This is a genomic window from Bifidobacterium apousia, assembly GCF_007559275.1.
GTDB lineage: Bacteria > Actinomycetota > Actinomycetes > Actinomycetales > Bifidobacteriaceae > Bombiscardovia > Bombiscardovia apousia.
The window spans coordinates 118,650-139,379 of sequence record NZ_VMHK01000003.1 but is presented as its reverse complement, the minus strand read 5'-3'; the positions used below and the strand labels follow the sequence as shown (position 1 = coordinate 139,379).

17 protein-coding genes are annotated in these 20,730 nt (G+C 59.2%); 6 read left to right on the top strand and 11 right to left on the bottom strand.

Annotated features, from left to right (window positions below; all coding sequences use genetic code 11):
* Positions 1-31: 31 nt before the first annotated feature.
* Positions 32-1,720: a phosphate acetyltransferase gene (gene pta / locus FPK30_RS05595; RefSeq protein ID WP_144085671.1), complete on the bottom strand. Its 1,689-nt coding sequence runs from the start codon at positions 1,718-1,720 to the stop codon at positions 32-34.
* 126 nt (positions 1,721-1,846) lie between these two features.
* Entirely contained in the window at positions 1,847-4,321 is a 2,475-nt protein-coding gene (locus FPK30_RS05590; RefSeq protein ID WP_144085670.1) for a phosphoketolase, read from the bottom strand.
* Positions 4,322-4,658: 337 nt separating this feature from the next.
* Between FPK30_RS05590 and guaA the strand changes: the two genes are divergently transcribed.
* Positions 4,659-6,221 carry a glutamine-hydrolyzing GMP synthase gene (gene guaA, locus FPK30_RS05585; RefSeq protein WP_144085669.1) on the top strand — a complete coding sequence of 521 codons (1,563 nt, stop codon included), beginning with the start codon at positions 4,659-4,661 and terminating at the stop codon, positions 6,219-6,221.
* Between the two features lie 139 nt (positions 6,222-6,360).
* Here the strand turns inward: guaA and FPK30_RS05580 are convergent, their stop codons facing one another.
* Genes FPK30_RS05580 through FPK30_RS05570 form a run of 3 tightly spaced genes read right to left on the bottom strand, consistent with a single transcriptional unit; the run spans position 6,361 to position 8,185 of the window.
* Positions 6,361-6,717, bottom strand: a complete 357-nt coding sequence (locus FPK30_RS05580; RefSeq protein WP_144085668.1) for a PH domain-containing protein — start codon at positions 6,715-6,717, stop codon at positions 6,361-6,363.
* A gap of 3 nt (positions 6,718-6,720) precedes the next feature.
* Positions 6,721-7,140: a helix-turn-helix domain-containing protein gene (locus FPK30_RS05575; RefSeq protein ID WP_144085667.1), complete on the bottom strand. Its 420-nt coding sequence runs from the start codon at positions 7,138-7,140 to the stop codon at positions 6,721-6,723.
* 49 nt (positions 7,141-7,189) lie between these two features.
* Positions 7,190-8,185 (bottom strand): glycosylasparaginase, encoded by a 996-nt coding sequence (locus tag FPK30_RS05570; RefSeq protein ID WP_144085666.1) that lies wholly within the window; start codon positions 8,183-8,185, stop codon positions 7,190-7,192.
* A 553-nt stretch (positions 8,186-8,738) separates the two neighbouring features.
* On the opposite strand from FPK30_RS05570, the gene FPK30_RS05565 reads away from it, so the two are divergent.
* A complete protein-coding gene (locus FPK30_RS05565; RefSeq protein ID WP_144085665.1) occupies positions 8,739-9,938 on the top strand; it encodes an MFS transporter in 1,200 nt (399 codons plus the stop codon).
* Positions 9,939-9,985: 47 nt separating this feature from the next.
* A complete protein-coding gene (locus FPK30_RS05560; protein ID WP_144085664.1) occupies positions 9,986-11,014 on the top strand; it encodes an alpha-L-fucosidase in 1,029 nt (342 codons plus the stop codon).
* Positions 11,015-11,199: 185 nt separating this feature from the next.
* Here FPK30_RS05560 and FPK30_RS05555 read toward each other — a convergent pair whose 3' ends face one another.
* The 5 genes from FPK30_RS05555 to deoC form a co-directional block, all read right to left on the bottom strand.
* Positions 11,200-12,024 (bottom strand): oxidoreductase, encoded by an 825-nt coding sequence (locus tag FPK30_RS05555; protein ID WP_144085663.1) that lies wholly within the window; start codon positions 12,022-12,024, stop codon positions 11,200-11,202.
* A gap of 153 nt (positions 12,025-12,177) precedes the next feature.
* Positions 12,178-13,104, bottom strand: a complete 927-nt coding sequence (gene rbsK / locus FPK30_RS05550; RefSeq protein ID WP_144085662.1) for a ribokinase — start codon at positions 13,102-13,104, stop codon at positions 12,178-12,180.
* A gap of 8 nt (positions 13,105-13,112) precedes the next feature.
* Complete coding sequence (locus FPK30_RS05545) at positions 13,113-14,129, bottom strand: aldose 1-epimerase family protein (RefSeq protein ID WP_144085661.1); 1,017 nt, start codon at positions 14,127-14,129, stop codon at positions 13,113-13,115.
* A gap of 14 nt (positions 14,130-14,143) precedes the next feature.
* Positions 14,144-15,490, bottom strand: coding sequence for an L-fucose:H+ symporter permease (fucP, locus tag FPK30_RS05540; RefSeq protein ID WP_144085660.1), 1,347 nt, complete (start codon positions 15,488-15,490; stop codon positions 14,144-14,146).
* Positions 15,491-15,582: 92 nt separating this feature from the next.
* A complete protein-coding gene (deoC, locus tag FPK30_RS05535; protein ID WP_144085659.1) occupies positions 15,583-16,233 on the bottom strand; it encodes a deoxyribose-phosphate aldolase in 651 nt (216 codons plus the stop codon).
* 155 nt (positions 16,234-16,388) lie between these two features.
* On the opposite strand from deoC, the gene FPK30_RS05530 reads away from it, so the two are divergent.
* From FPK30_RS05530 to FPK30_RS05520, 3 genes are all read left to right on the top strand, one after another.
* Positions 16,389-17,333 (top strand): sugar-binding transcriptional regulator, encoded by a 945-nt coding sequence (locus tag FPK30_RS05530; protein ID WP_144085658.1) that lies wholly within the window; start codon positions 16,389-16,391, stop codon positions 17,331-17,333.
* Between the two features lie 369 nt (positions 17,334-17,702).
* Complete coding sequence (locus FPK30_RS05525; protein ID WP_144085657.1) at positions 17,703-18,875, top strand: aminotransferase class I/II-fold pyridoxal phosphate-dependent enzyme; 1,173 nt, start codon at positions 17,703-17,705, stop codon at positions 18,873-18,875.
* Positions 18,876-18,946: 71 nt separating this feature from the next.
* Entirely contained in the window at positions 18,947-19,939 is a 993-nt protein-coding gene (locus FPK30_RS05520; protein ID WP_144085656.1) for a D-2-hydroxyacid dehydrogenase, read from the top strand.
* Positions 19,940-19,978: 39 nt separating this feature from the next.
* On the opposite strand, the gene FPK30_RS05515 is transcribed toward FPK30_RS05520, so the two are convergent.
* Positions 19,979-20,569 (bottom strand): xanthine phosphoribosyltransferase, encoded by a 591-nt coding sequence (locus tag FPK30_RS05515; RefSeq protein WP_144085655.1) that lies wholly within the window; start codon positions 20,567-20,569, stop codon positions 19,979-19,981.
* Positions 20,570-20,730 lie beyond the last annotated feature (161 nt).

The following is a 20,730-nucleotide window of genomic DNA, read 5'->3' as shown; positions in this document are numbered from 1 at the left end:
TATATTTATATAGACCTTGTAGCGACGGCGATCAGTCCTGGGCTTCGACGGCAGTCAGGGCCACGGTGTTGATGATGTCAGCAACCAAGGCACCGCGGGAGAGGTCGTTGACCGGCTTGTTGAGGCCCTGCAGGACCGGTCCGATGGCCAAGGCGCCCGAGGTGCGCTGTACGGCCTTGTAGCCGATGTTGCCGGCGCTCAGGCTGGGGAAGACGAAGACATTGACCTTCCCGGCGACCGGATCACCCTTGGCCTTGGTGGCCGCCACAGTGGGGGACCAGGCCGCGTCGAACTGGATGGGGCCTACGATGGGCAGGTCCGGCGCCTTCTCCTTGGCCAGGCGGGTGGCCTCTTCAACCAGGTCCACATCCGGGCCCTTGCCTGATCCCAGGGTGGAGTAGGAGAGCATGCCCACGCGCGGGTCCACGCCGAAGGAGCGAGCGGTTTGGGCCGACTGGATGGCGATGTCGGCCAGCTGCTCGGACGATGGGTTGAGGTTGATGGCACAGTCCGCGAAGACCGCCACATGGTCGGGGAAGCACATGAGGAAGGCTCCGGATACCAGAGATGCGCCCGGCTTGGTCTTGATCACCTGCAGGGCTGGGCGGACCGTGTTGGCGGTTGAGTTGATCGAGCCGGACACCAGGCCGTCGGCCTTGCCCAGCACTACCAGCATGGTGCCGAAGTAGGAGGGATCGGCCAGCTGCTTGCGCGCCTGCTCCGGGGTCATGCCCTTCTTGGCGCGCAGCTGGCAGAGGCGATCGACCATGGGTGCCAGCACCTGCTCGTCGTCCATGGGCTGGAAGGAGGCCTTGTCCAGGTTGTTGAGGCCAAGCTCCTTGCCGCGGGCCAGAATGGAATCCTTGTCGCCCACGATGATCAGGTCGACAATGTTGCGGGCCAGCAGGTAGTCGGCCGCCTTGATGATGCGGTCCTCGCCGCCTTCGGGCAGGACTATGGTCTTCCTGTTGGCCTTGGCCTTGGCCAGCAGATCGTTCTGGAAGGCTACCGGCGTGGTGGCCTTGGGGCTGGCGGCGTCGGCGGCCTTCAGCACCTGGTCGACATCCACCTCCTGCTGGAATGTCTGGCTGGTGGCCTGGCGGGCCTGATCGGCGGACGTATCCGTGTCGAAGTCCATCTTGGAGACGGTCCAGGTCGGCAGATCATACTCTTGGAAGGCCTGAGCAAGAGGCGCCTTCTGCTCAGACCGGCATCCGGTGATGAAGATCCCGGCAAGCACGGCTCCCTGGTCCTCGATGGTCCTGCGGCAGGCAGCCACGGTCTTCATGACCTGGCCGGGTTCCCTGCCGATGGTGCAGACGGCCAGCATGACCGGAGACCTCAGGTCGGCGGCGATCTGTGCATTGAGAGCAAACAGGCCGGGGTCGAAGAGCTTTGAGGCATCGCTGCCCACGATCAGGACGCGCTCGGGATGGGTGGCCTCCACCAGACCGTCATAGGCATTGAGGACATCGGCCCGGGTCTGCATAGGGTCCTCAGTGGCGTGCCCAGGGCACTTGCCACGGCAGATCTCCGGATCCGTGTCGGGGAATGAGCTGGCTGCAACCAGTTCCGGGGTCAACGGGTGCTTCCTGCAGGCGATTGGCCTGAATACGGCCGTTCTGGCTTTGGCGCTCAGGGCCTTGGTCAGGCCGTAGGCCACGACATTGCGGCCGTTGGCGGCTTCTGGGCTGATGATGGTGATGCTTGCAAGACTCACTGTGTCTTCTCCTGTCCGGACGTGGTTGCCTTGATGACTGCTTTGTTCACAACCTTGTCCAGTATACAGAAACCGCCCGTCATGCGGGCTGCGCATGACGAGCGGTTCCAGAGTCGGATCAGCGTATCACTCGTTGTCTCCAGCGGTCGCGGCGGTGGCGGAGATGGTCTCCTGGCCGGCCCGGTTGGCATCGGGCCAGACCCAATCGGTGTAATCGGGGTGGTCGTAGCCCTTGTCCACGGCGAACTGGAAGGCCTCGTCGCGGAACTTGGTCCACTTGTCGATCTGGTCGGCGTACTTGCCGGCGTCCACCAGCTTCAGGGCGGAGGCGGCCAGGCACCAGCGGTCCATGTTGTTGACGCGCACCATGTCGAACGGCGTGGTGGTGGAGCCCTGCTCCTCGTAGCCGTGCACGGAGAAGTTGTCGTGGTTGGGACGTCCGTGGATCAGGCGGTAGATGGAGCCGGGGTAGGCGTGGAAGGCGAACAGAACCGGCTTGTCCTTGCTGAAGAGCTCGGTGAACTCCTCGTCGGACAGCGCCTGATCGTTCTCCTCGGTGTCCTGGATCTTCAGCAGGTCGACCACGTTGACGAACTGAACCTTGAGGCCCAGCTTCTGCAGCATGTCGTCGGCGGCCAGGGCCTCCTGGGTGGGGATGTCGCCCGCGGTGGCGATGACGACATCAGCATCCTCGGCATCCTTGGCGTTGGAGGCCCAATCCCAACGGGCAGCCCCCTTCTCCAGCTCGGCGGCGGCCTCGTCCACGCTCTGGTAGGTGGCGGCGGGCTGCTTGCCGGCGAAGATGGCGTTGATGCAGTTGGTCGACTTGTAGCAACGCTCGCCCACGTTCAGCAGCATGTTGGCGTCGGCGGGGAAGTAGATGTTGACCACGTGATCGTTGTTGAAGTTCTTGTTCAGCAGGATGTCGACGAAGCCGGGATCCTGGTGGGAGAACCCGTTGTGGTCCTGACGCCAGACGTGCGAGGTGACCAGGAGGTTCAGGCCGGCGATGGGCTTGCGCCACGGGATTTCGCGGACGGTGGCCTCCAGCCACTTGGCGTGCTGGTTGATCATGGAGTCGATGACGTGCACGAAGGACTCGTAGGAGCTCCAGATGCCGTGGCGTCCGGTCAGCAGGTAGCCCTCCAGGAAGCCTTCCATCTGGTGCTCGGAGAGCTGCTCGATGACCTGGCCGGTGTGGGCCATGTGCTCGTCGGTCAGTTCAGACAGGTAGTCGGCATCCCACTGCTTGTTGGTCACTTCGTAGGCGGCGGCCAGACGGTTGGAAGCCGTCTCATCGGGCCCGAAGATGCGGAAGTCGGTGGGGTTCTTGGCCAGTACGTCGCGGGTGTAGTAGCCCAGGACGCGGGTGGCCTCGGTGGCGCCCCAGCCGTGGCCGTGCTTCTTGACGTCGATCTCGTAGTCGTGGATGTCAGGCAGCTCAAGCGGCTTGAGCAGCCGGCCGCCGTTGGCGTTGGGGTTCTCGCCGATGCGCAGGTCGCCCTTGGGCATGAAGCTGGTGACCTCGGGACGCAGGGTGCCCTTCTCGTCGAACAGCTCCTGGGGCTTGTAGGAGGCCAGCCAGTTCTTGAGGATCTGGAAGTGGGCCTCGGTGTCGCGGGCGGAGGTCAGCGGCACCTGGTGGGCGCGCCAGGATCCCTCGGTCTTCTTGCCGTCGATGAACTTGGGGCAGGTCCAGCCCTTGGGGGTGCGGAAGATGATCATGGGGTAGAAGGGACGGGTCATGTCGTCGGTTTCGGCCCGGGCCTTGATGTCGCAGATCTTGTCGAAGACGGTCTCCAGCATGTCGGCGAAGCGACGGTGGATGGACAGATGGTCCTCGTCGTCGAACCCTGCAACGAACTCGAAGGGCTCATAACCCATGCCATGGAAGTACTCATGCAGCTCCTCGTCGGAGATGCGCGAGAGGATGGTCGGGTTGGCGATCTTGTAGCCGTTCAGGTGCAGGATGGGCAGGACGATGCCGTCGGTGCGCGGGTTGACCAGCTTGTTGGACTGCCAGCCGGTGGCCAGAGGGCCGGTCTCGGCCTCGCCGTCGCCCACGATGCAGGGCACGAAGAGGCTGGGGTTGTTCATGATGGCGCCGTAGGCGTGGGAGAGGGCATAGCCCAGCTCGCCGCCCTCGTGGATGGACCCGGGGGTCTCAGGCGCGAAGTGGGAGGGGATGCCGCCCGGGTAGGAGAACTGGCGGAAGAACTTCTGCAGGCCAGCCTCATCGTTGGTGATCTTGGGGTAGTACTCGCTGTAGGTGCCATCCAGGTAGGACTGCGAGGTGCCGGCGGGGCCGCCGTGGCCGGGGCCCATGATGATCACGGTGTTCTGCTGATGGTCGGCGATCAGACGGTTGATATGGCCCAGCAGGAAGTTCAGGCCGGGGGTGGTGCCCCAGTGACCGACCAGACGGTGCTTGACATCCTCCCGAGTGAAGGGCTCCTTCATCAGGGGGTTGCTGCGAAGATAAATCTGTCCGATGGAAAGATAGTTGGCCGCCCGCCAATACTTGTCGACGGCCTCGAGGGTCTCCTCGGCGATTGGGGTCTCCAGCTTCGCCCAAGGGGTGCCGATAACAGGATTCGTCATGTGTACTCCTGCACTATAGTGCGATTGTTTATTTACCTCGGTTACGGGCTTGCGCAGTGTCATTTCAGGCATCTGTCGGGTCCGTACCCAATGCCTACATGGTACGTGAACGAGCAGACTTTTCTGAACGTTTTCTTGCAGTGTGTGTTCGCTCTTGTGAGAAAATGCGAGGGAATTGTCTGCTTGCAGACAGGAATTTTCGCCGGGGGTGCCGATCAGGGCTCAATGACGGTAGCATTGTCGAAAACTGCAACCATACTGGACTTGTTCGCGAGCGTTGAATCGTCGCTCTCGGGCATCCATGGCAGACACAGCATACGTATATATAAGGAGTCTTATGGCACAGGGTCCCGTCCTGGTGGTCGATTTCGGTGCGCAGTACGCCCAGCTGATCGCTCGTCGAGTCAGGGAGGCGGGGGTCTACTCTGAGCTGGTGCCTCATTCGATGAGCCTGGACCAGATACTAGCCAAGGATCCCAAGGCGGTCATCCTTTCCGGCGGCCCAGCCTCCGTCTACGTGGACGGGGCGCCAACTATCGACAAGAGGATTTTCGAGGCGGGGGTGCCTGTGCTGGGCATCTGCTACGGCTTCCAGGTCATGGCCCATGAGCTGGGTGGCGAGGTGGACAAGGCGGCCCTGGGGGAGTATGGCAAGACCGAGGCCTTCATCGACAGCGCCAAGGGAATACTGCAGGATTCGCCCGCGCAGCAGGATGTATGGATGAGCCATGGCGTCGCCGTCAATCGAGCGCCCGATGGCTTTGAGGTTTTGGCGCATACCGAGGGTGCCCCGGTGGCGGCCATGCAGGATCCATCCCGGGGGCTGTACGGGGTCCAGTGGCATCCCGAGGTGACCAACACCCCTCTGGGGCAGGACCTGATCGACCGCTTCCTGCACCAGTGCGCCGGACTGCCGTCGGATTGGAACGCCTCAGGCATCATCGAGCAGCAGGTGGAGAAGATCCGTCGCACGGTGGGTGACGACCAGGTCATCTGCGGCCTGTCGGGCGGCGTCGATTCAGCCGTGGCGGCCGCTCTGGTCCACAGGGCCGTCGGTGACCAGCTGACCTGCGTCTTCGTGGATCATGGCCTGCTGCGTAAGGGGGAGGCCGAACAGGTCAAGCATGATTTTGTGGCCGCTACGGGCATCAAGCTGATCGCCGTGGATGCCTCGCAGGACTTCCTGACCGCTCTCAAGGGCGTTTCCGAGCCTGAGCGCAAGCGCAAGATCATTGGGGAGAAGTTCATCCGCACCTTTGAAAAGGCCCAGCGGCAGGTGATTGAGGAGGCCGGCAAGACCGGTAAGGAAGTCAAGTTCCTGGTGCAGGGCACGCTCTACCCCGACGTGGTCGAGTCTGGTGGCGGAGACGGAGCCGCCAATATCAAGTCCCACCACAATGTGGGTGGTCTGCCCAAGGACGTCAAGTTCCAGCTGATCGAGCCACTGCGCACCCTCTTCAAGGACGAGGTCCGGGCCATCGGCGCCGAACTGGGCCTGCCTGACCAGATCGTCTGGCGTCAGCCCTTCCCGGGCCCTGGTCTGGGCATCCGCATCATCGGCGAGATCACCCGGGAACGTTTGGAGACCCTGCGCGAGGCTGACGCCATCGCCCGCGAGGAGCTGTCCAAGGCTGGGCTGGATCGGCAGATCTGGCAGTGCCCGGTGGTGCTGCTGGCCAATGTGCATTCAGTAGGTGTGCAGGGCGACGAGCGTACCTATGGTTCGCCGATCGTGCTGCGTCCGGTCTCCTCTGAAGATGCTATGACGGCTGACTGGACGCGTCTGCCATACGACGTGCTGGCCACCATTTCCACGCGCATTACCAACGAGTGCCCGGGCATCAACCGTGTGGTCCTGGACTGCACCTCCAAGCCCCCGGCAACCATCGAGTGGGAGTGAGCATCTGGGCCGACAAGTCATACGGCAATACGTCAAAGCCAGTATGGTTAGTCATATGACTTGTCGGCCCATTCTGTCGGCTTCTAACCACTCGACCGCCGATAGCCAATAGAAGAGCTCGGGTGCTGCAACTCGTCGTTTACTGTTTGGCGATGGCCGCGTTGATCCGGTCAACCAGCTCGCGGGGATGTTCCACCCCGAGCACCAGCCGATCATAGTGCTCGTCCTTGAGTTGGATGACGATGGGGCTTTCCGGTCGGGTGACATTCCAGAATGTCTTTTCCCCGTGTTCAATGTATGTGCCGGCCCATTTACCGGGAACATGAAGGCCGGGCGAACGCAGCCCCTTGGCATCATCGAGAATGCCCGGATCCTCGCTTGCACCCCGAACGTGCTCAAGCGGCACCACCAGTTTCCCCTTGAACGACCACATCTTATCCAAGCCCTGCGGTTCAACCTCCAGCGTCCGCCCGACAATTGCCACCTTGTTGTTCATGACTTATCTTCTTTCGTCATCAGGCTGCAAACGAATATGTGCACGCTGCAGCAGCGTCTCGCCAAGGAGCGTGGCGATATCAAGGGCCGCAGCATTAGTATCATCAGATCCCGAGCTGGACAGCTTCGCAAGGTAATCCCTGACCAGCCCACGAACCTCAAGATCATGATCTGACAGCTCCATGAGTGCCACCAATACCAGATTGAGCACTCCTGAATCGCCCGACTCAGAATCCGTTGCATCACGTAACGCAGCCACGAACATGCCACGCTTGCTGCCGAAGGCACCGTAGAGACTGCCCCGGAGCAGACCCGTGGCCTTGACGAGAGCATCAATCGACGTTCCCTCATAGCCATGCTCCAGGAAAGCCTCGCGGGCACGGGCAAGTACCTCATCATCATCGAAACTTCTCTTGCGGCCCATGCTCACTAAGATAGCATTAGTTGACTAATCAGTCAAGAATGATAAGCGGTCATTTGAGGGGCGCCTTCAATGAGCGTTCGTATTCCTGCAGCCATTCCTTAGTTACTGGTTCGATTCGTGTTCCGCCCTTGCCATCCGGATTGGCCATGAGTATGCGTATCTGCTCGCCCTTCCTGGCTGTACAGAAGGTGAATTCCACGTTTGTGGCGACCCCCCATTCACCTCTCTTGTTGAGAGCGATCATTGAGATCTCGCCGACCTTGCCGTAGCGGTTCCTCAGGAGGTCGTCAAATTCGTAGACTGCGGAATCGCAGGCTTCCTGCGGGCTCAAGCCGCTTCCCATCAGGGCGACGATCCGGTAGGAGAGGCACCCTTTCATGATGTCTTCTCCCAGCCCGGTGGCGGCCGCCCCTCCGATGGCGCTGTCCACATAAAATCCCGAGCCGGGTAGGGGAGAATCGCCTACTCTGCCGGGTTCCTTCATGAAGAGCCCCGATGTTGATGTGCCGGCAGCCATCGAACCGTGCGCATCCAAGGAGATGGTCCCGACCGTATCGTGCCCTCGATAGGGACCGGCAGACTCCGGTGTTGTGGTCTTGGCGGCTTCCAGCTCCCAGCGCTCTCTGGCCCTGTCCGTCAGCATATTGCGCATTTCGAACCCGCTGACCTGGGCGTAACGGGTCGCCCCCTGCCCGACCAGAAAGCTGCTGGTATGGCGTCGACTCAGCTGCCTGGCCACGGATATGGGGTGGAGTACATGCTGGATGCCGGCCACAGCGCCCATTGCCATGCTGTTCCCGTCCATGAAGGCGGCGTCCATCTCCATCTCACCTTCCCGGTTGGGCAAAGCTCCATAACCGACGGAGGTGTAATCGGGGTTGGCCTCAACCTCTCGGATCAGCGCCTCGACAGCATCGCCCGCCTGGCCACCCTCCTCAAGACCGGAACTTGACTTGACTATCCCTTCATAGGCCATCCGCCATGTAGCAATAGAGGCCCATGTGGATTGATCGTGGCTGACTATCTGTGAGGATGAATCACTCATTTCCTTGGTTCTTTCTGTTGGTATGGTCGTTGACTGCTCTTGGGTGGAGCACAGAAACTGTTTTAAAGCAGAAGAGCAGGCGAGACCTCAGCCGGTCGATGAATGATCGAGCTGCTGGACCATGCACCTGAGGGGACAGCCGTCAGTAGCGGGCTTACCTCGCCCGCATGCAGACAGCAACGATGTCCTCTGCCTTATATCTTCTGTCAATGATAATTAATAAAGATACTTTTGTTTCGGAATGTCTTGCCAGCGTTCCAATTGCTTTATCGGCGTTAGCTTTTGCGTACATCACTTAAGGCTGATTCAAAAGGCCGAGTTCCAACAATTCGTTTGGTGATCGCTGGATGGCGGATCCGGCCGATTCGGCCTGACGCACCATCTTCGGCATGTACAGTTTCCAATTTGATATATACTATTAACAAACTATTGTCTCTTGAAATAGTTGAGGACCAAGACGGTCCATGGAATTGAGTTGTTTGCAGTACATGAGTGAATCAATCGCTCGCCATCGCGAAGGGCATGCGATGACAGTTCCGAGGAAGGGACTTTCATGGAGTCAAAAGAGCAACAGGTGAACACCAGTTCACCGATTTTGATGCTGGGCATCTTGTCCATATCGTTCCTGATGTCGGTTTCCAATGCCGTCTCAGGGACTATCCCGTTGATGAAGCAGTACTTTTCCAACATCTCGGAGGCCAACGTCGAGCTGCTGGTCGTCATCCCCACAGGTGGCGTCCTGCTGGGAACTGTGGTCAGCGGCCTGATATCCAACAAGCTGGGCAAGAAGTACACGGTCCTTCTGGGGTTGATAGTCTCCTTGGTCTTTGGCGTCATTCCAGCATTCTTCTACAATTATCCGGCCATATTCCTGTCGCGAGCCATGTTCGGCGTGGGCATGGGTATCTTCACCCCGCTGAGCGTCTCCTACATCACCGATGTCTTCCCTGAGAAAATCAGGAACAGGCTTCTGGGATGGAGGAACTCCGTCGGCGCCATCGGCGACTCGATCATGCTCTTCATTGCAGGGTTCCTGATCAACATCTCCTGGCATGCCACCTATCTGGTCTTCCTCTTTCTGATCGTGCCCATTGTCCTCGTCTCCCTTTTCGTCCCCAAGCGGCTTGATCGTGTCATTGTGGAGGACGGCAAGGAGGTCGAGGAGGACACCTCCATCAAGCCGTCCACCAACGGCGGCGTCATCCAGCTGGCCATTCTCTTCCTCTTCGTCTGCCTTTTCTATTCGGCCATCTCCCTGAAGCTGGCCAGCCATATGGTCGATTCACATATAGGCTCTGCAGCTGATGCCACCAGGATCTTCGGCTTCCTGGTGCTCTGTTCGATCATCTCCGGCATCGCCTTCGAACAGCTCGCCAAGTGGTGCGGACGATACACCGTCTTCATCTTCGAGGTGCTGACAGCAGTGGTCATGATCGCCATGCCCTTCACCAACTCCATTCCGATCTTGCTGGTTCTGGTCCTGGTGGCAGGGTTCTGCAACGGCATCATCAACCCGGCCCTGACGGCACGCATGGTGGCCTATTCGCCCAAGGGCTCCATGAACCTGACCACTTCGATCATCCTGATCGGCATCAACATCGGCTCCCTGGTGGCTCCTTACTTCTTCCAGGCTCTGGGCGGGGTGCTTGGCAAGAATGACCCAGGTTTCATGATCATGTGCGCAGGGGTCTGCTACGTGATCCTGGCCCTTTACGATGCCTTCGTCGTCAAGAAGGACAAGCTGACCATCTGAGGTTGGTCATGGCAATTCGTGTCAATCAACAGAAACAGAGGTAAATAATGAGCGATACCGTGGAATGGTTCAAGCAGGCCAAGTACGGCATGATGATTCACTGGGGTCTCTATTCACTCCTGGGAGGTGAGTACCAGGGGAAGTCGTCAAGCAACTATGCGGAATGGATCCAATCCAAGCTCCAGATCCCCAACAAGGAGTACGAACGCCTGACCCAGGCCTTCAACCCCATTTATTTCGACGCGGATGCCATAGTTGACCTGGCCAAGCGCTGCGGCATGCAGTATCTGGTCGTCACCACAAAGCATCACGACGGCTTCGCCATGTACCGGTCTCTGGTGGATCCTTACAATGTCTATGACGCGACGCCTTTCCACCGGGATGTGATCGGCGAGCTGTCTTTGGCCTGCCGCAAGGCTGGCCTGCGATTTGGTCTCTACTATTCGCAGGATCTGGACTGGCATGAACCGGATGGCGGCGGATACCTTTCGAACGACATCGAGACGGCGGGCACCACCTGGGACAACAGCTGGGACTTCACAGGGGAGAAGAACTACGACCGTGCGTTCAAGCACAAGATCATGCCGCAGATCGAAGAGATCATGAGCAACTATGGGGAGATATCGGTTGCCTGGTTTGATGTTCCCATGACCCTCAGCGACGAGCAGAGCCAGACCATTTACGATACGGTCAAGCGTCTGCAGCCCGACTGCCTGATCAATTCCAGGCTGGGCAACGGCCGCTACGACTACGTCTCTCTAGGGGACAACGAGATTCCTGAAGATTCGGACGCCAGCGACAAGGCCGCCTCGGACGGCAATGTTGACTACAACTCGATCGAAGGGTTCAAGCCCTCAAAGCTTGGCCTCTACGAGACCGCCGGGACCATCAACGATTCCTGGGGATTCTCCTACCATGACCAAAATTGGAAGAGCCCGCAGACCATTCACGATTACAAGGCCCATCTGAACAAGTACGGCATCAACTACCTGCTCAATGTCGGTCTGGATGGATTGGGACGCGTCCCTATGGCGGCCGAGCAGGCACTCCTGGGAGCGCGAGCTTTGGAGGCTTGAGGATTTAGCATCAAGACAATTAGCAAGGGATACTGTTGTAACTATGTTGCTTCTGTGCGACAGCATCCTTTGCCAACTGTCCTTTTCACTCCGCAGGGCTTGGCGAGTCTTGATTTCTTCGAATCCAAACCTCTTTGCAAGCATTCAGCTGCTATGGAGTATTGTTCTGATACCTTGTTTATCGTCTAAAGGTCTTTGGCATGAATCATCAAGTAGTCCCAGGCACGGGTGGGGAGCAGGGCATGAAGGGCGACCAGAGGTTTGGCTCCAAAGCCCAGAAGGTAGCGTGGGCGGGGATGGCGTACAGTCGAAGCACGGACGATGGCCTTGGCAATGGTTGATGGTCGGGTCAAATGCCTGCTGGAGTAAAGCTTGCGCAATCCAGCAGCAGCTTGGAACCCTGACTGTTGATAGGCGCTCTTGCGAGTGACCTTCTGAAGATGGTCGGCGGCGATTGCGCCCCAGTTGGTGGCGATGGCTCCAGGCTCGATCAGGACCACGTCGATGCCGAAGGGGCGGGTTTCCATGCGTAAAGCGTCGCTGAAGGCCTCTAGGGCGTACTTGGTGGCATGGTACCAGGCACCCATATAGGTGACCATCCGGCCAGCCATGGATGAGGTGTTGACGATCCGGCCGCGTCCGGCTCGGCGCATGGCGGGCAGTACCAGCTGGGTCAATCGGGCGAGGCCGAAGAGGTTGACTTCGAATTGTCGACGGACCTCGTCAATGGAGACCTGCTCGACCGGGCCATATGAGCCGTAGCCGGCATTGTTGACCAGCAGGTCGACCCGCTTCTCCTTCTGCAGAATTCGTGCGACGGCCTTCTCAATCGAGGCGGAATCGGTCAGGTCCATCTGTACGGCCGTCACCCCCTTGTCGGCCAGTGGCTTCAATCGTTCGACTCGTCGTCCTGCCGCATATACCTGGTATCCATGATCGGCGAGCAGGCCAGCGGTTTCATACCCGATGCCGCTGGTGGCTCCAGTGACCAGCGCCACTCGATTGGTCATACTTATCACCCCTTCTGGCTGGTGTCTGTGAATCGTGGCTCCTGCTTTGCTTTGAGGCACAGTATATGACAGCATTTCGTTGCAAGGACATAAAAAAGCCAGACGAGGGCGGTCTACCCGTCCACGCCTGGCAATGCGACCATAGCGAATACCTTATGCCTGTACCCTTTCCAGCAGAAGGTCGTTCAGCTCGGCAGCTGTTGGATAAGCCTTCTGGGTGCCGCGGCGTGTAACGCTGATTGCGGCGTATCTGTTGGCATGGCTCAGAGCGGTTGGCACATCCTCGCCCTGCGTGTAGTAGTGGGCGAAAGAGCCGATGAAGGCATCGCCGGCGCCAGTGGTATCCACGGCTTCAACCGTGACCGCAGGCACCAGCAGCTCCTGGTCAGCGCTGACCCATAGGGCGCCCTTGCCGCCCATGGTGACAATCAGGTTGCCCACCCCACGCCTGACCAAGTTCCGTGCTGCGGCCTTGATCTCGTCCAATGTCCCTGTGGGCATTCCAGTGAGCGTGGCCAGCTCGGTCTCATTCGGCGCGAAGAAGGCCACCCTGGAAACGTAGTCGATGTTCAGATCATCATTGGCTGGCGCAGGATTCAGCAGGACAGGCACGCCGTACTCCTCTGCCAGTTCGATGGCATGATAGTTGGTCTCCAAGGCGATCTCCTGTTGGAGAACGACCAGTTTCGACCCCTCGATCAGGTCTTTTTTATCGTCCAGGGCAGCAGGTGTGAGCTGCTTGTTGGCGCCTTTGACGATCAGGATCCGATTGTCGCCGCTGGTGTCCACAAAGATCGGCGCCACGCCGCTGCTTCCATCGGCGATGCCGATCCCATCGGCCCTGATGCCGTTGCTGCGATAGTTCTCCAGCTGCTGTCTGCCGAATTCGTCCCTGCCGACCATGGTGATGAAGTTGACCTGTGAACCCAGGCGGGCGGCGGCGATGGCCTGGTTGGCCCCCTTGCCGCCGAATCCCATCTCGAATTCAGGAGCTTCCACAGTCTCTCCTTCCACCGGCATGCGATCGACAAAGGTGGTCAGCTCATACATATTGGAGCCGATGACGGTGATGTCAGCCATAATGTTCTTTACCTTTCCAGGCCGGTGGTTACTAGGAATGAGCGTGTTTCCTGGGGCTTGAGGTGGATCAGGGTGCCTGCCTTCTCAGCGGCGGCGCGGCCCTCGGGCGTGCTGGTGCCGGGCAGTGCAAAGGCTGCTACCTGCTGATCGGCGTTGTACAGGATCCAGCGGGTGACGATGGGGAATTGTTCCGTGCTGAACCGTGTCAGGAAGTTGTGCTTGGCATTCAGATGGAGCCGGAACTCGGCCATATCCGTGAACTTGGTCAGGTTCTGGGAGAAGAAGACGATCTCAGGATCGTAGTGGCTCTCGTCGTTCAGGTTGTTGATCAGATCACCGCTGGCCTTGAGCTCTTCGTTGTAGGCCAGCCACTGCGGGGTGGGATGGACGTGGGCGGGAACGGTCTGGCGCAGACGGAAAGCCTCGTCAGGCACGTTCTGCTCCATGTGCCCGTCATGCACGTAGGCGTAGTTCATATGGCACATGTACTGCAGAGGCATGGTCTGGTAGTTGGAGAGGTTGGTGACCTCCAGGCCGATGTCGAAGAGACCGGAATCCGTGTGCAATGTTACGGATGGCCTACTCAGGTAGTGGTCGCCGAACCCTTTGACATATTCAAATTGACCATGTATTGACATGGTCCCATCTCCGAATTCCAGCCAGGCACTGTCCATGCGGCTGGTCGGGGCCTCGCCGTGGAGTTGGTAGTCGTCCTCCGGGGCCGGGGTTCCGCCGCCAAGGAGTCCTGACGTGAACTGGAAGCAGCCGTAGGTATCAGCTATGGCGGTGCCGGGCAGGGGTTGCGAGAACATGTCCTTCATCTTCAGACTGATGGAGTCGAAGACCGCATCCCAGATGATCAGGCCCATATAGGGCAGGACGGTGAGCTGGCCGCGCGAGTTCTCCATGCGGACCGCTTCAACTCCTGACGGGTAGGTGAAGGTGACGGCTTTGAAATCATCGTCCTGATAGAGGGTGAATTCGGCCGGGCCGAACATGTCATGATTGAGGTGAAGTTGTTGCATGATTGGTTTTCCTTTCATTGGTTTTTCTCAGCGCCTTCAGCCTTGAAAGCGCGCATCTTTGCTGTGGAATAGACGCAGACGACCGCGAAGCAGACCACATCGACGAGGAAGGACAGGGACATGTTCGAGATATCCGCGACGAATCCCTGCGCTACAGGGATGAAGGCCCCGCCCACGATGGACATGACGATGATGGCTCCCGCTGTTTCCGTGTGGCGTTTGTCGGTCACCGTATCCAAAGTCTGGGAGTAGATGGTGGCCCAGCAGGGTCCGAACAGGCCCGAGACGATGATGGCCGCATAGACGGCGCTCATGTTGCGCACGAGGAGGATGTAGACCAGGGCAGCCAATCCGAATGCCGAGAACCACTGCAGGACCCGGGAGGGGTGCATGGACTTCATCATGAAGTTGGCGATCACCTTGCCTATGAAGAAGGCCGCATAGCTGTAGACCATGAAGGTCGATGCCGAGCGCTCGTTGATCGAGGAATTGAGCTCCATGGCCAGCCTGATGGTGAAGGACCACACGGCCGTCTGCATGCCCACATACATGAACTCGGTGAAAATGCCCCAAAGGAAGCGGCGGTTATGCGCGAGATAAACCAGTGTCTCACCGATGCGCGCTTGAGGCTGCTGTTTGGTTGGATCCACCTTGGGCTTGCCTGAGGGGAATTGCGTCAGTGCGAAAAGCACCAGGGCGACCAAGAGGACGAAGATGATGTATTTGTAAGGCAGCAGCGTATGCTGAAGGGCGCGCTCGCCGAAGGCGATGCGGGCCTGTCCGTGAAGCCCCTTCATCTGCCTTTCCAGGCTTTGGCCGGCACCGAAGATCAGATATTTACCCAGCAGTATGCCGGCTATGGCACCCAACGGGTAAAAGGTTTCAGAGATGTTCAGCCGCAGGGTGGAATACTTCTTCGGGCCCATTAGTGAGCTGTAGGTGTTGGCCGAGGTCTCCAGGAAGCTCAATCCGCAGGCCAAGGCGAACAGGGCGATCAGGAAGAATCCGTAGGTGGCCATGCGCGAGGCGGGGAAGAAGATCGAGCATCCGATGGTATACAGCGAAAGGCCGATCATGATGGCGACCTTGTATGAGGTCTTCTTGATGATGAGCGAAGCCGGTATGGCAATCAGAAAGTAGCCAAGATAGAAGGCCGTCTGCACAAAGGCGCTGGCAACATTGGACAGCGTGAAGATGGTTTTGAATTGGGTTATGAGTATGTCATTGAGACTGGCGGCTGCTCCCCAAAGGGGGAATAGGCAGGAGAGGAGGATGTACTGGAGCATTGGCGTCCTGTCCAGGTATCCATCATCCAATTCCTGTGCGTGCAGTTTGAACAGATGAAAGGTTGGCGATTGCATAACCCCTCCTTGGGTTTGCATTCGGCGGCCGCTGCGCTGCGCCCGCCGAGAATATAAGAGTCGGCCCGGGGGTTGGCCCCCGGATGCCGAAGTCAGGCCTTGCCGATGATGGCCATGCTGGAGCTGGTGCCCAATCGTTCGGCACCTGCCTTGATCAGAGCCTCGGCCTCCTGCCGGGTGTGAATGCCGCCGGCGGCCTTGATGTGGATTCTTCCCTTGACTGCTTCTTTGATGATTTCGATGTCGTGCACACTGGCGCCGCGGCTGGCGAATCCGGTGGATGTTTTGACGAAGTCGGCGCCTGCGTCGGCCACCAGCACGCTGGCCCGCGCGATCTGCTCATCGCTGAGCAGGGCAGTCTCGATGATGACCTTGACTACTTTTCCTGCCTGGTGGACGGTTTCGACGACCGCACGAATGTCCTCGGCGACCACGTCTTCCCGGCCACCTGCCATTTCGCCGATGTTGATCACCATATCCAGCTCATCGGCTCCGTTCGCGATGGCTTCCCGGCTTTCGGCGACCTTGTTTGCCGTGGTGGTGGCGCCCAAGGGGAAGCCGATGACGCAGGCAGTCAGGACATCCGACCCCTTGACCCGCTCATGGACGTGGGCGACCCAGTAGGGATTGACCATGACCGAATAGAAATGGTTGTCCAAAGCTTCGTCGATGACCTGGTCGATCTGCGTCTGCGTTGCGTCCGGTTTGAGCAGTGTGTGATCGATGAGGCGGTTGATCTGCATGGTTGTTACCTCCTTGTGGGCCTCACTGTAACAGTGAATGCACAGAAGTAAAATGCTAAAATGAACATATGTTCAAAAGTGAATGCTCAATCGCCGGCAGGCCGTGAAGCTCTTTGGCATGCTGGTTCCACACGACCGTAAGAAGGGAAGGTTTCATGATCGACGATGAACAGCACAGGAATCAAGCGGTCACGGTCTGCCACTGGTACTACGAGGAGGGGTTAGGCCAGAGCGCGATCGCCCGCAGGTTGAACGTTTCCCGTCCCACGGTTTCGCGTCTTCTGGCCTTTGCCAGGCAGGAGGGACTCGTTCGCGTGCTCATCACTGATCCCCAGGCTGATCTGCAGTCCCTGGCCAGAAAGCTCAAGGTGGCTTTCGGCCTGCGCGAGGTCAGGCTGGCCTATGACTCGACCGGTGATGAAGATGCCATCAGGGACAAACTGGGTGCTGTTACAGCAGATTACCTGGCTGAGATTGTCGGCGATCACGACCGGTTGGGCATCAGCTGGGGGAGGACCCTCAAGGCCGTAGCCGATCATCTGCGGCCCAATGAGCACAAGGATGTATCGGTGGTGCAGCTGAAGGGGAGTGTCTCCGCGTCCGATTTCAACAACTATGCCGCGGATATCGCCCTGAAATTCGGCATGGCCTTCGGCACTACCACTACAGTGCTGCCCTTGCCGGTCATTTTCGACAATGCTTTGACTCGGGACATTGTGCTCAAGGATCGTTTCATAGACGAGATCGTTCGTCAGGGTGAACGGACCGATATCGCCGTGTTTACCTGCGGAACCGTTCGTGACGATGCCATGCTTTTCAAACTGGGATATCTCTCCCGCAGAGAGATCACCATGCTGCAGCATAAGGCTGTCGGCGATGTGCTTTCACGGTTCATCGCTGCCGACGGCTCCATCGCGGATGATGGCATTGACGCGAGAACGGTGGGGATACAGCTTGATCGGTTGCGCAAGAAGCCATGCTCCATATTGGTGGCGGGAGGGCCTTCCAAGATCGCATCCATGCGTGCGGCGCTTCTCGGCGGCTATGCCAACGTGCTGATTACGGATTCCCAGGCTGCCATGCGTCTGCTTGAGGAATGAGCGGGTCTCTGCAATTAAGGGGGTTACGCCGTCTGGTGTGGCTCTTCAGATGCCTATCGTGTCCATAATCACGCAATGGCTTGGTCAAATAATGGTCGCCTTTTTGGATTGCTGAAATTTCGCTGTACGCTAATTGCTAATGCTGATTGTAGATTCCGCAGGAGGTTTCAGCATGCAGGGCACACGATTTACCTATTGGTGGCACGGATTCGATCTGTGACGCCGCGTGCCTTGTAAAAACGGTTGCACGGATCGGAACCCACCGGCCCTGCAGTCGTCGACAGCATTTCCCGTGCATCGTCACCGCATAGTCGGTAGGGCAGCACCAGCGACAATGGTTGTAGTAACCGCATGGGAAAGGACAAGCCAATGACATTGGCGGATCATATGAATGCCAGGGTCAAAGCTCTGGCGCCGAGCGACATTCTCGAGTTCAACAAGGAGATCGCCGGAATAGACGGCATCGTGAAGCTGACTTTGGGGGAGCCGGACTTCTTCACCCCTGAGCACGTCAAGCAGGCGGGCATTCAGGCCATCCAGGACAACCGCAGTCATTACACCGAAAGTCGCGGTATGCCCAGCCTTCGCAAGGCTGCGGCCGACTATCTTCAGGCCAAGTACGGGCTGGACTACGACCCTGACACGCAAATAGTAATTACAGCCGGAGCCACCGGGGGCATCTTCTCGGGCCTGACCGCCATGATCAACCCGGGGGATACGGTCATCCTGCCCACGCCCATCTTTCCGCTCTACATCCCCATTGCCCAGCTGAGCGGTTCCAGGACCGTCTTCGTCGACACCTCCGATGACGGCTTCATTCTCAAGCCGGACAAGCTGGAGGCCGCCATCGAAAACAGCGATGGTCCGGTCAAGGCCCTGGTGCTCAACTATCCGACCAACCCCACCGGGGTGACCTATGCCCGAGAGGATCTGGAGGCTCTGGCTCAAGTGGCGCGCAAGCACGGCTTCTTTGTGCTCAGCGATGAGATCTACGCCGAGTTGACCTACCAGGGCACCCATGTGTCCATGGGCACCATCCTGCCCGAGCAGACGGTCGTGCTTGGCGGGGTTTCCAAATCCCATGCCATGACTGGATGGCGGGTCGGCGTCGCCGCTGGCCCGGCCGATGTCATTGACCAGATCAGCAAGGTCAACGAGTTCAGCATCACTTCCGTGACCACCAATGCCCAGTATGCGGCCCAGGAGGCTCTGACCAAGGGGATGAATGACACGGATCCGATGCGCGAGGCCTACCGCAAGCGGCGGGACTATCTGGTCAAGGCCTTGCCCGAGGTCGGTCTGGATGTGATCGATCCCAAGGGCGCCTTCTATATCTTCGCCCGACTGCCCGAGGGCATGCGCGACAGCTGGAGCTTCGTCTACGACCTGGCTCGTAAGGCCAAGGTGGCGGTAATCCCCGGAGCCAGCTTCGGGCCCGGGGGAGAAGGCTACGTCCGCATCTCCTATGCCGCCTCCATGGAGGATCTGCATACCGCCGTGGAGCGGATCGGCGACTATATGCGCGCTCAAAATCGCGGCTGACCCAACCGGCGATCCATCCGACAGCCACCATCTGACAACCATCAACGAAGACAGTTACCAAGGACTAGAAAATGACTAGCATTCTCATGTATTCAGTACGCCCTGACGAGCAGGAGGCCATTCAGGCCTGGGCGCAAGCCAATGACATTCAGGTAGATACCACTGACCACGATCTGGGGATGAAGACCGTGGACATGATCAAGGGATACGACGGCATCGTCATCCAGCAGCACGCGGCCCTGCCCGAGCCCGAGCTCTACCAGCGGCTCAAGGACTATGGCCTCAAGCAGCTGACCCTGCGGATCACCGGCTATGACATCGTCAACCTGCAGGCCGCTCGGGAGAACGGGCTGGTCGTCACCAACGTGCCTGCCTACTCGCCCCGGTCGGTCTCCGAACTGGTCCTGGCCCAGGTCATGCGCCTGGTCCGGCATCTGGGGGAGGCCAGCGCTCGCGAGGCCAAGGACGACTATACCTGGGATGGGCTTCAGGCCCATGAGATCCACAACCTGACCGTGGGGATCATCGGAGCCGGCAAGATCGGATCGGCAGTGGCCAGGATCTTCCGGGCCCTGGGCTCCACCGTCATCGCCAACGATCCGGTCCACCGCCCCGAGCTGGCGGACACCCTGGATTACGTGGATCTGCCCACGCTTCTGAAGCGGGCCGACATCGTCACCGTTCATACGCCGCTGGACGAGACCACCCACCATCTGATCAACGCGCAGGCCTTGGATGCCATGAAGCCCTCGGCCTTCCTGATCAACGCGGCCCGCGGTCCCATTGTGGACACCCCGGCACTGATCAAGGCCCTGCAGACCAAGTCCATCGCCGGTGCCGCCATCGACACCATCGAGGGGGAGGCCGGCATCTTCGAAAAGGATTTGAGCGGAACCAAGGTCGACAACCAGGCCCTGGAGACCCTCAAGGCCATGCCCAATGTGGAGGTCTCGCCCCACATCGGCTTCTACACCGATGCCGCCGTGAACGCCATGGTCAACATCTCCCTGAACGACGTGAAGACCATTCTGGAGGGCGGCACTAGCGAGCATCAGGTGGACTGAGTCCATTGTTTATGCGACCCGGACAGGGCGCCGACCTGCTCAGTCGGTATTCTGAGCAAAGGTGATGGTGCCCTGGTCCGGGTCCATGCTTTCCACGATGGCCAGGGACTTGAGGTTGTAGCCCTCTTTGCGCAGGGTGCGGCCGCCCTCCTGGAAGCCCTTCTCCACGGCGATGCCGATGCCCTCGATGACGACCTTGGCATCGTGGCAGATGTCGATCAGACCGTGCAGGGCGTTGCCCTTGGCCAGGAAGTCGTCAAGGATCAGCACATGCTCGCCCTCCTTGAGGAAGCGCTTGGCCACGATGACGGGGTACTCACGCTGCTTGGTGAAGGAGTAGATGCGGGCCGTGTACTGGTCGCCGTCAAGGTTGATGGACTGGGTCTTCTTGGCGAAGACCACCGGCACGTCCCCGAAGTGGCGGGCGGCCAGGCAGGCGATGCCGATGCCGGATGCCTCGATGGTCAGAATCTTGTCGATCTGGTGTCCAGCGAACAGGCGGGCCCATTCAGCGCCCATGTGGTCGAAGAGCCGCACGTCGCACTGATGGTTGAGGAAGGCGTCCACCTTGAGTACATTGCCAGGCTTGACCGTGCCCTGGCGGCGGATTCGCTCCTCAAGTTCCTGCATGTCATCGTCCTTGTCGTCATGAATGCGGGGCCCCTATGGTCCCGACGGATAGACACCAAGATAACCCGGTTCTGGGACTGTGGCCCGGCTGCCCTGGTCCGCCAGGTTTCACCTCCAGCGGATTGGAGTGTCTTCCTGGCGTGTCAGCCCGTCAATCCGCG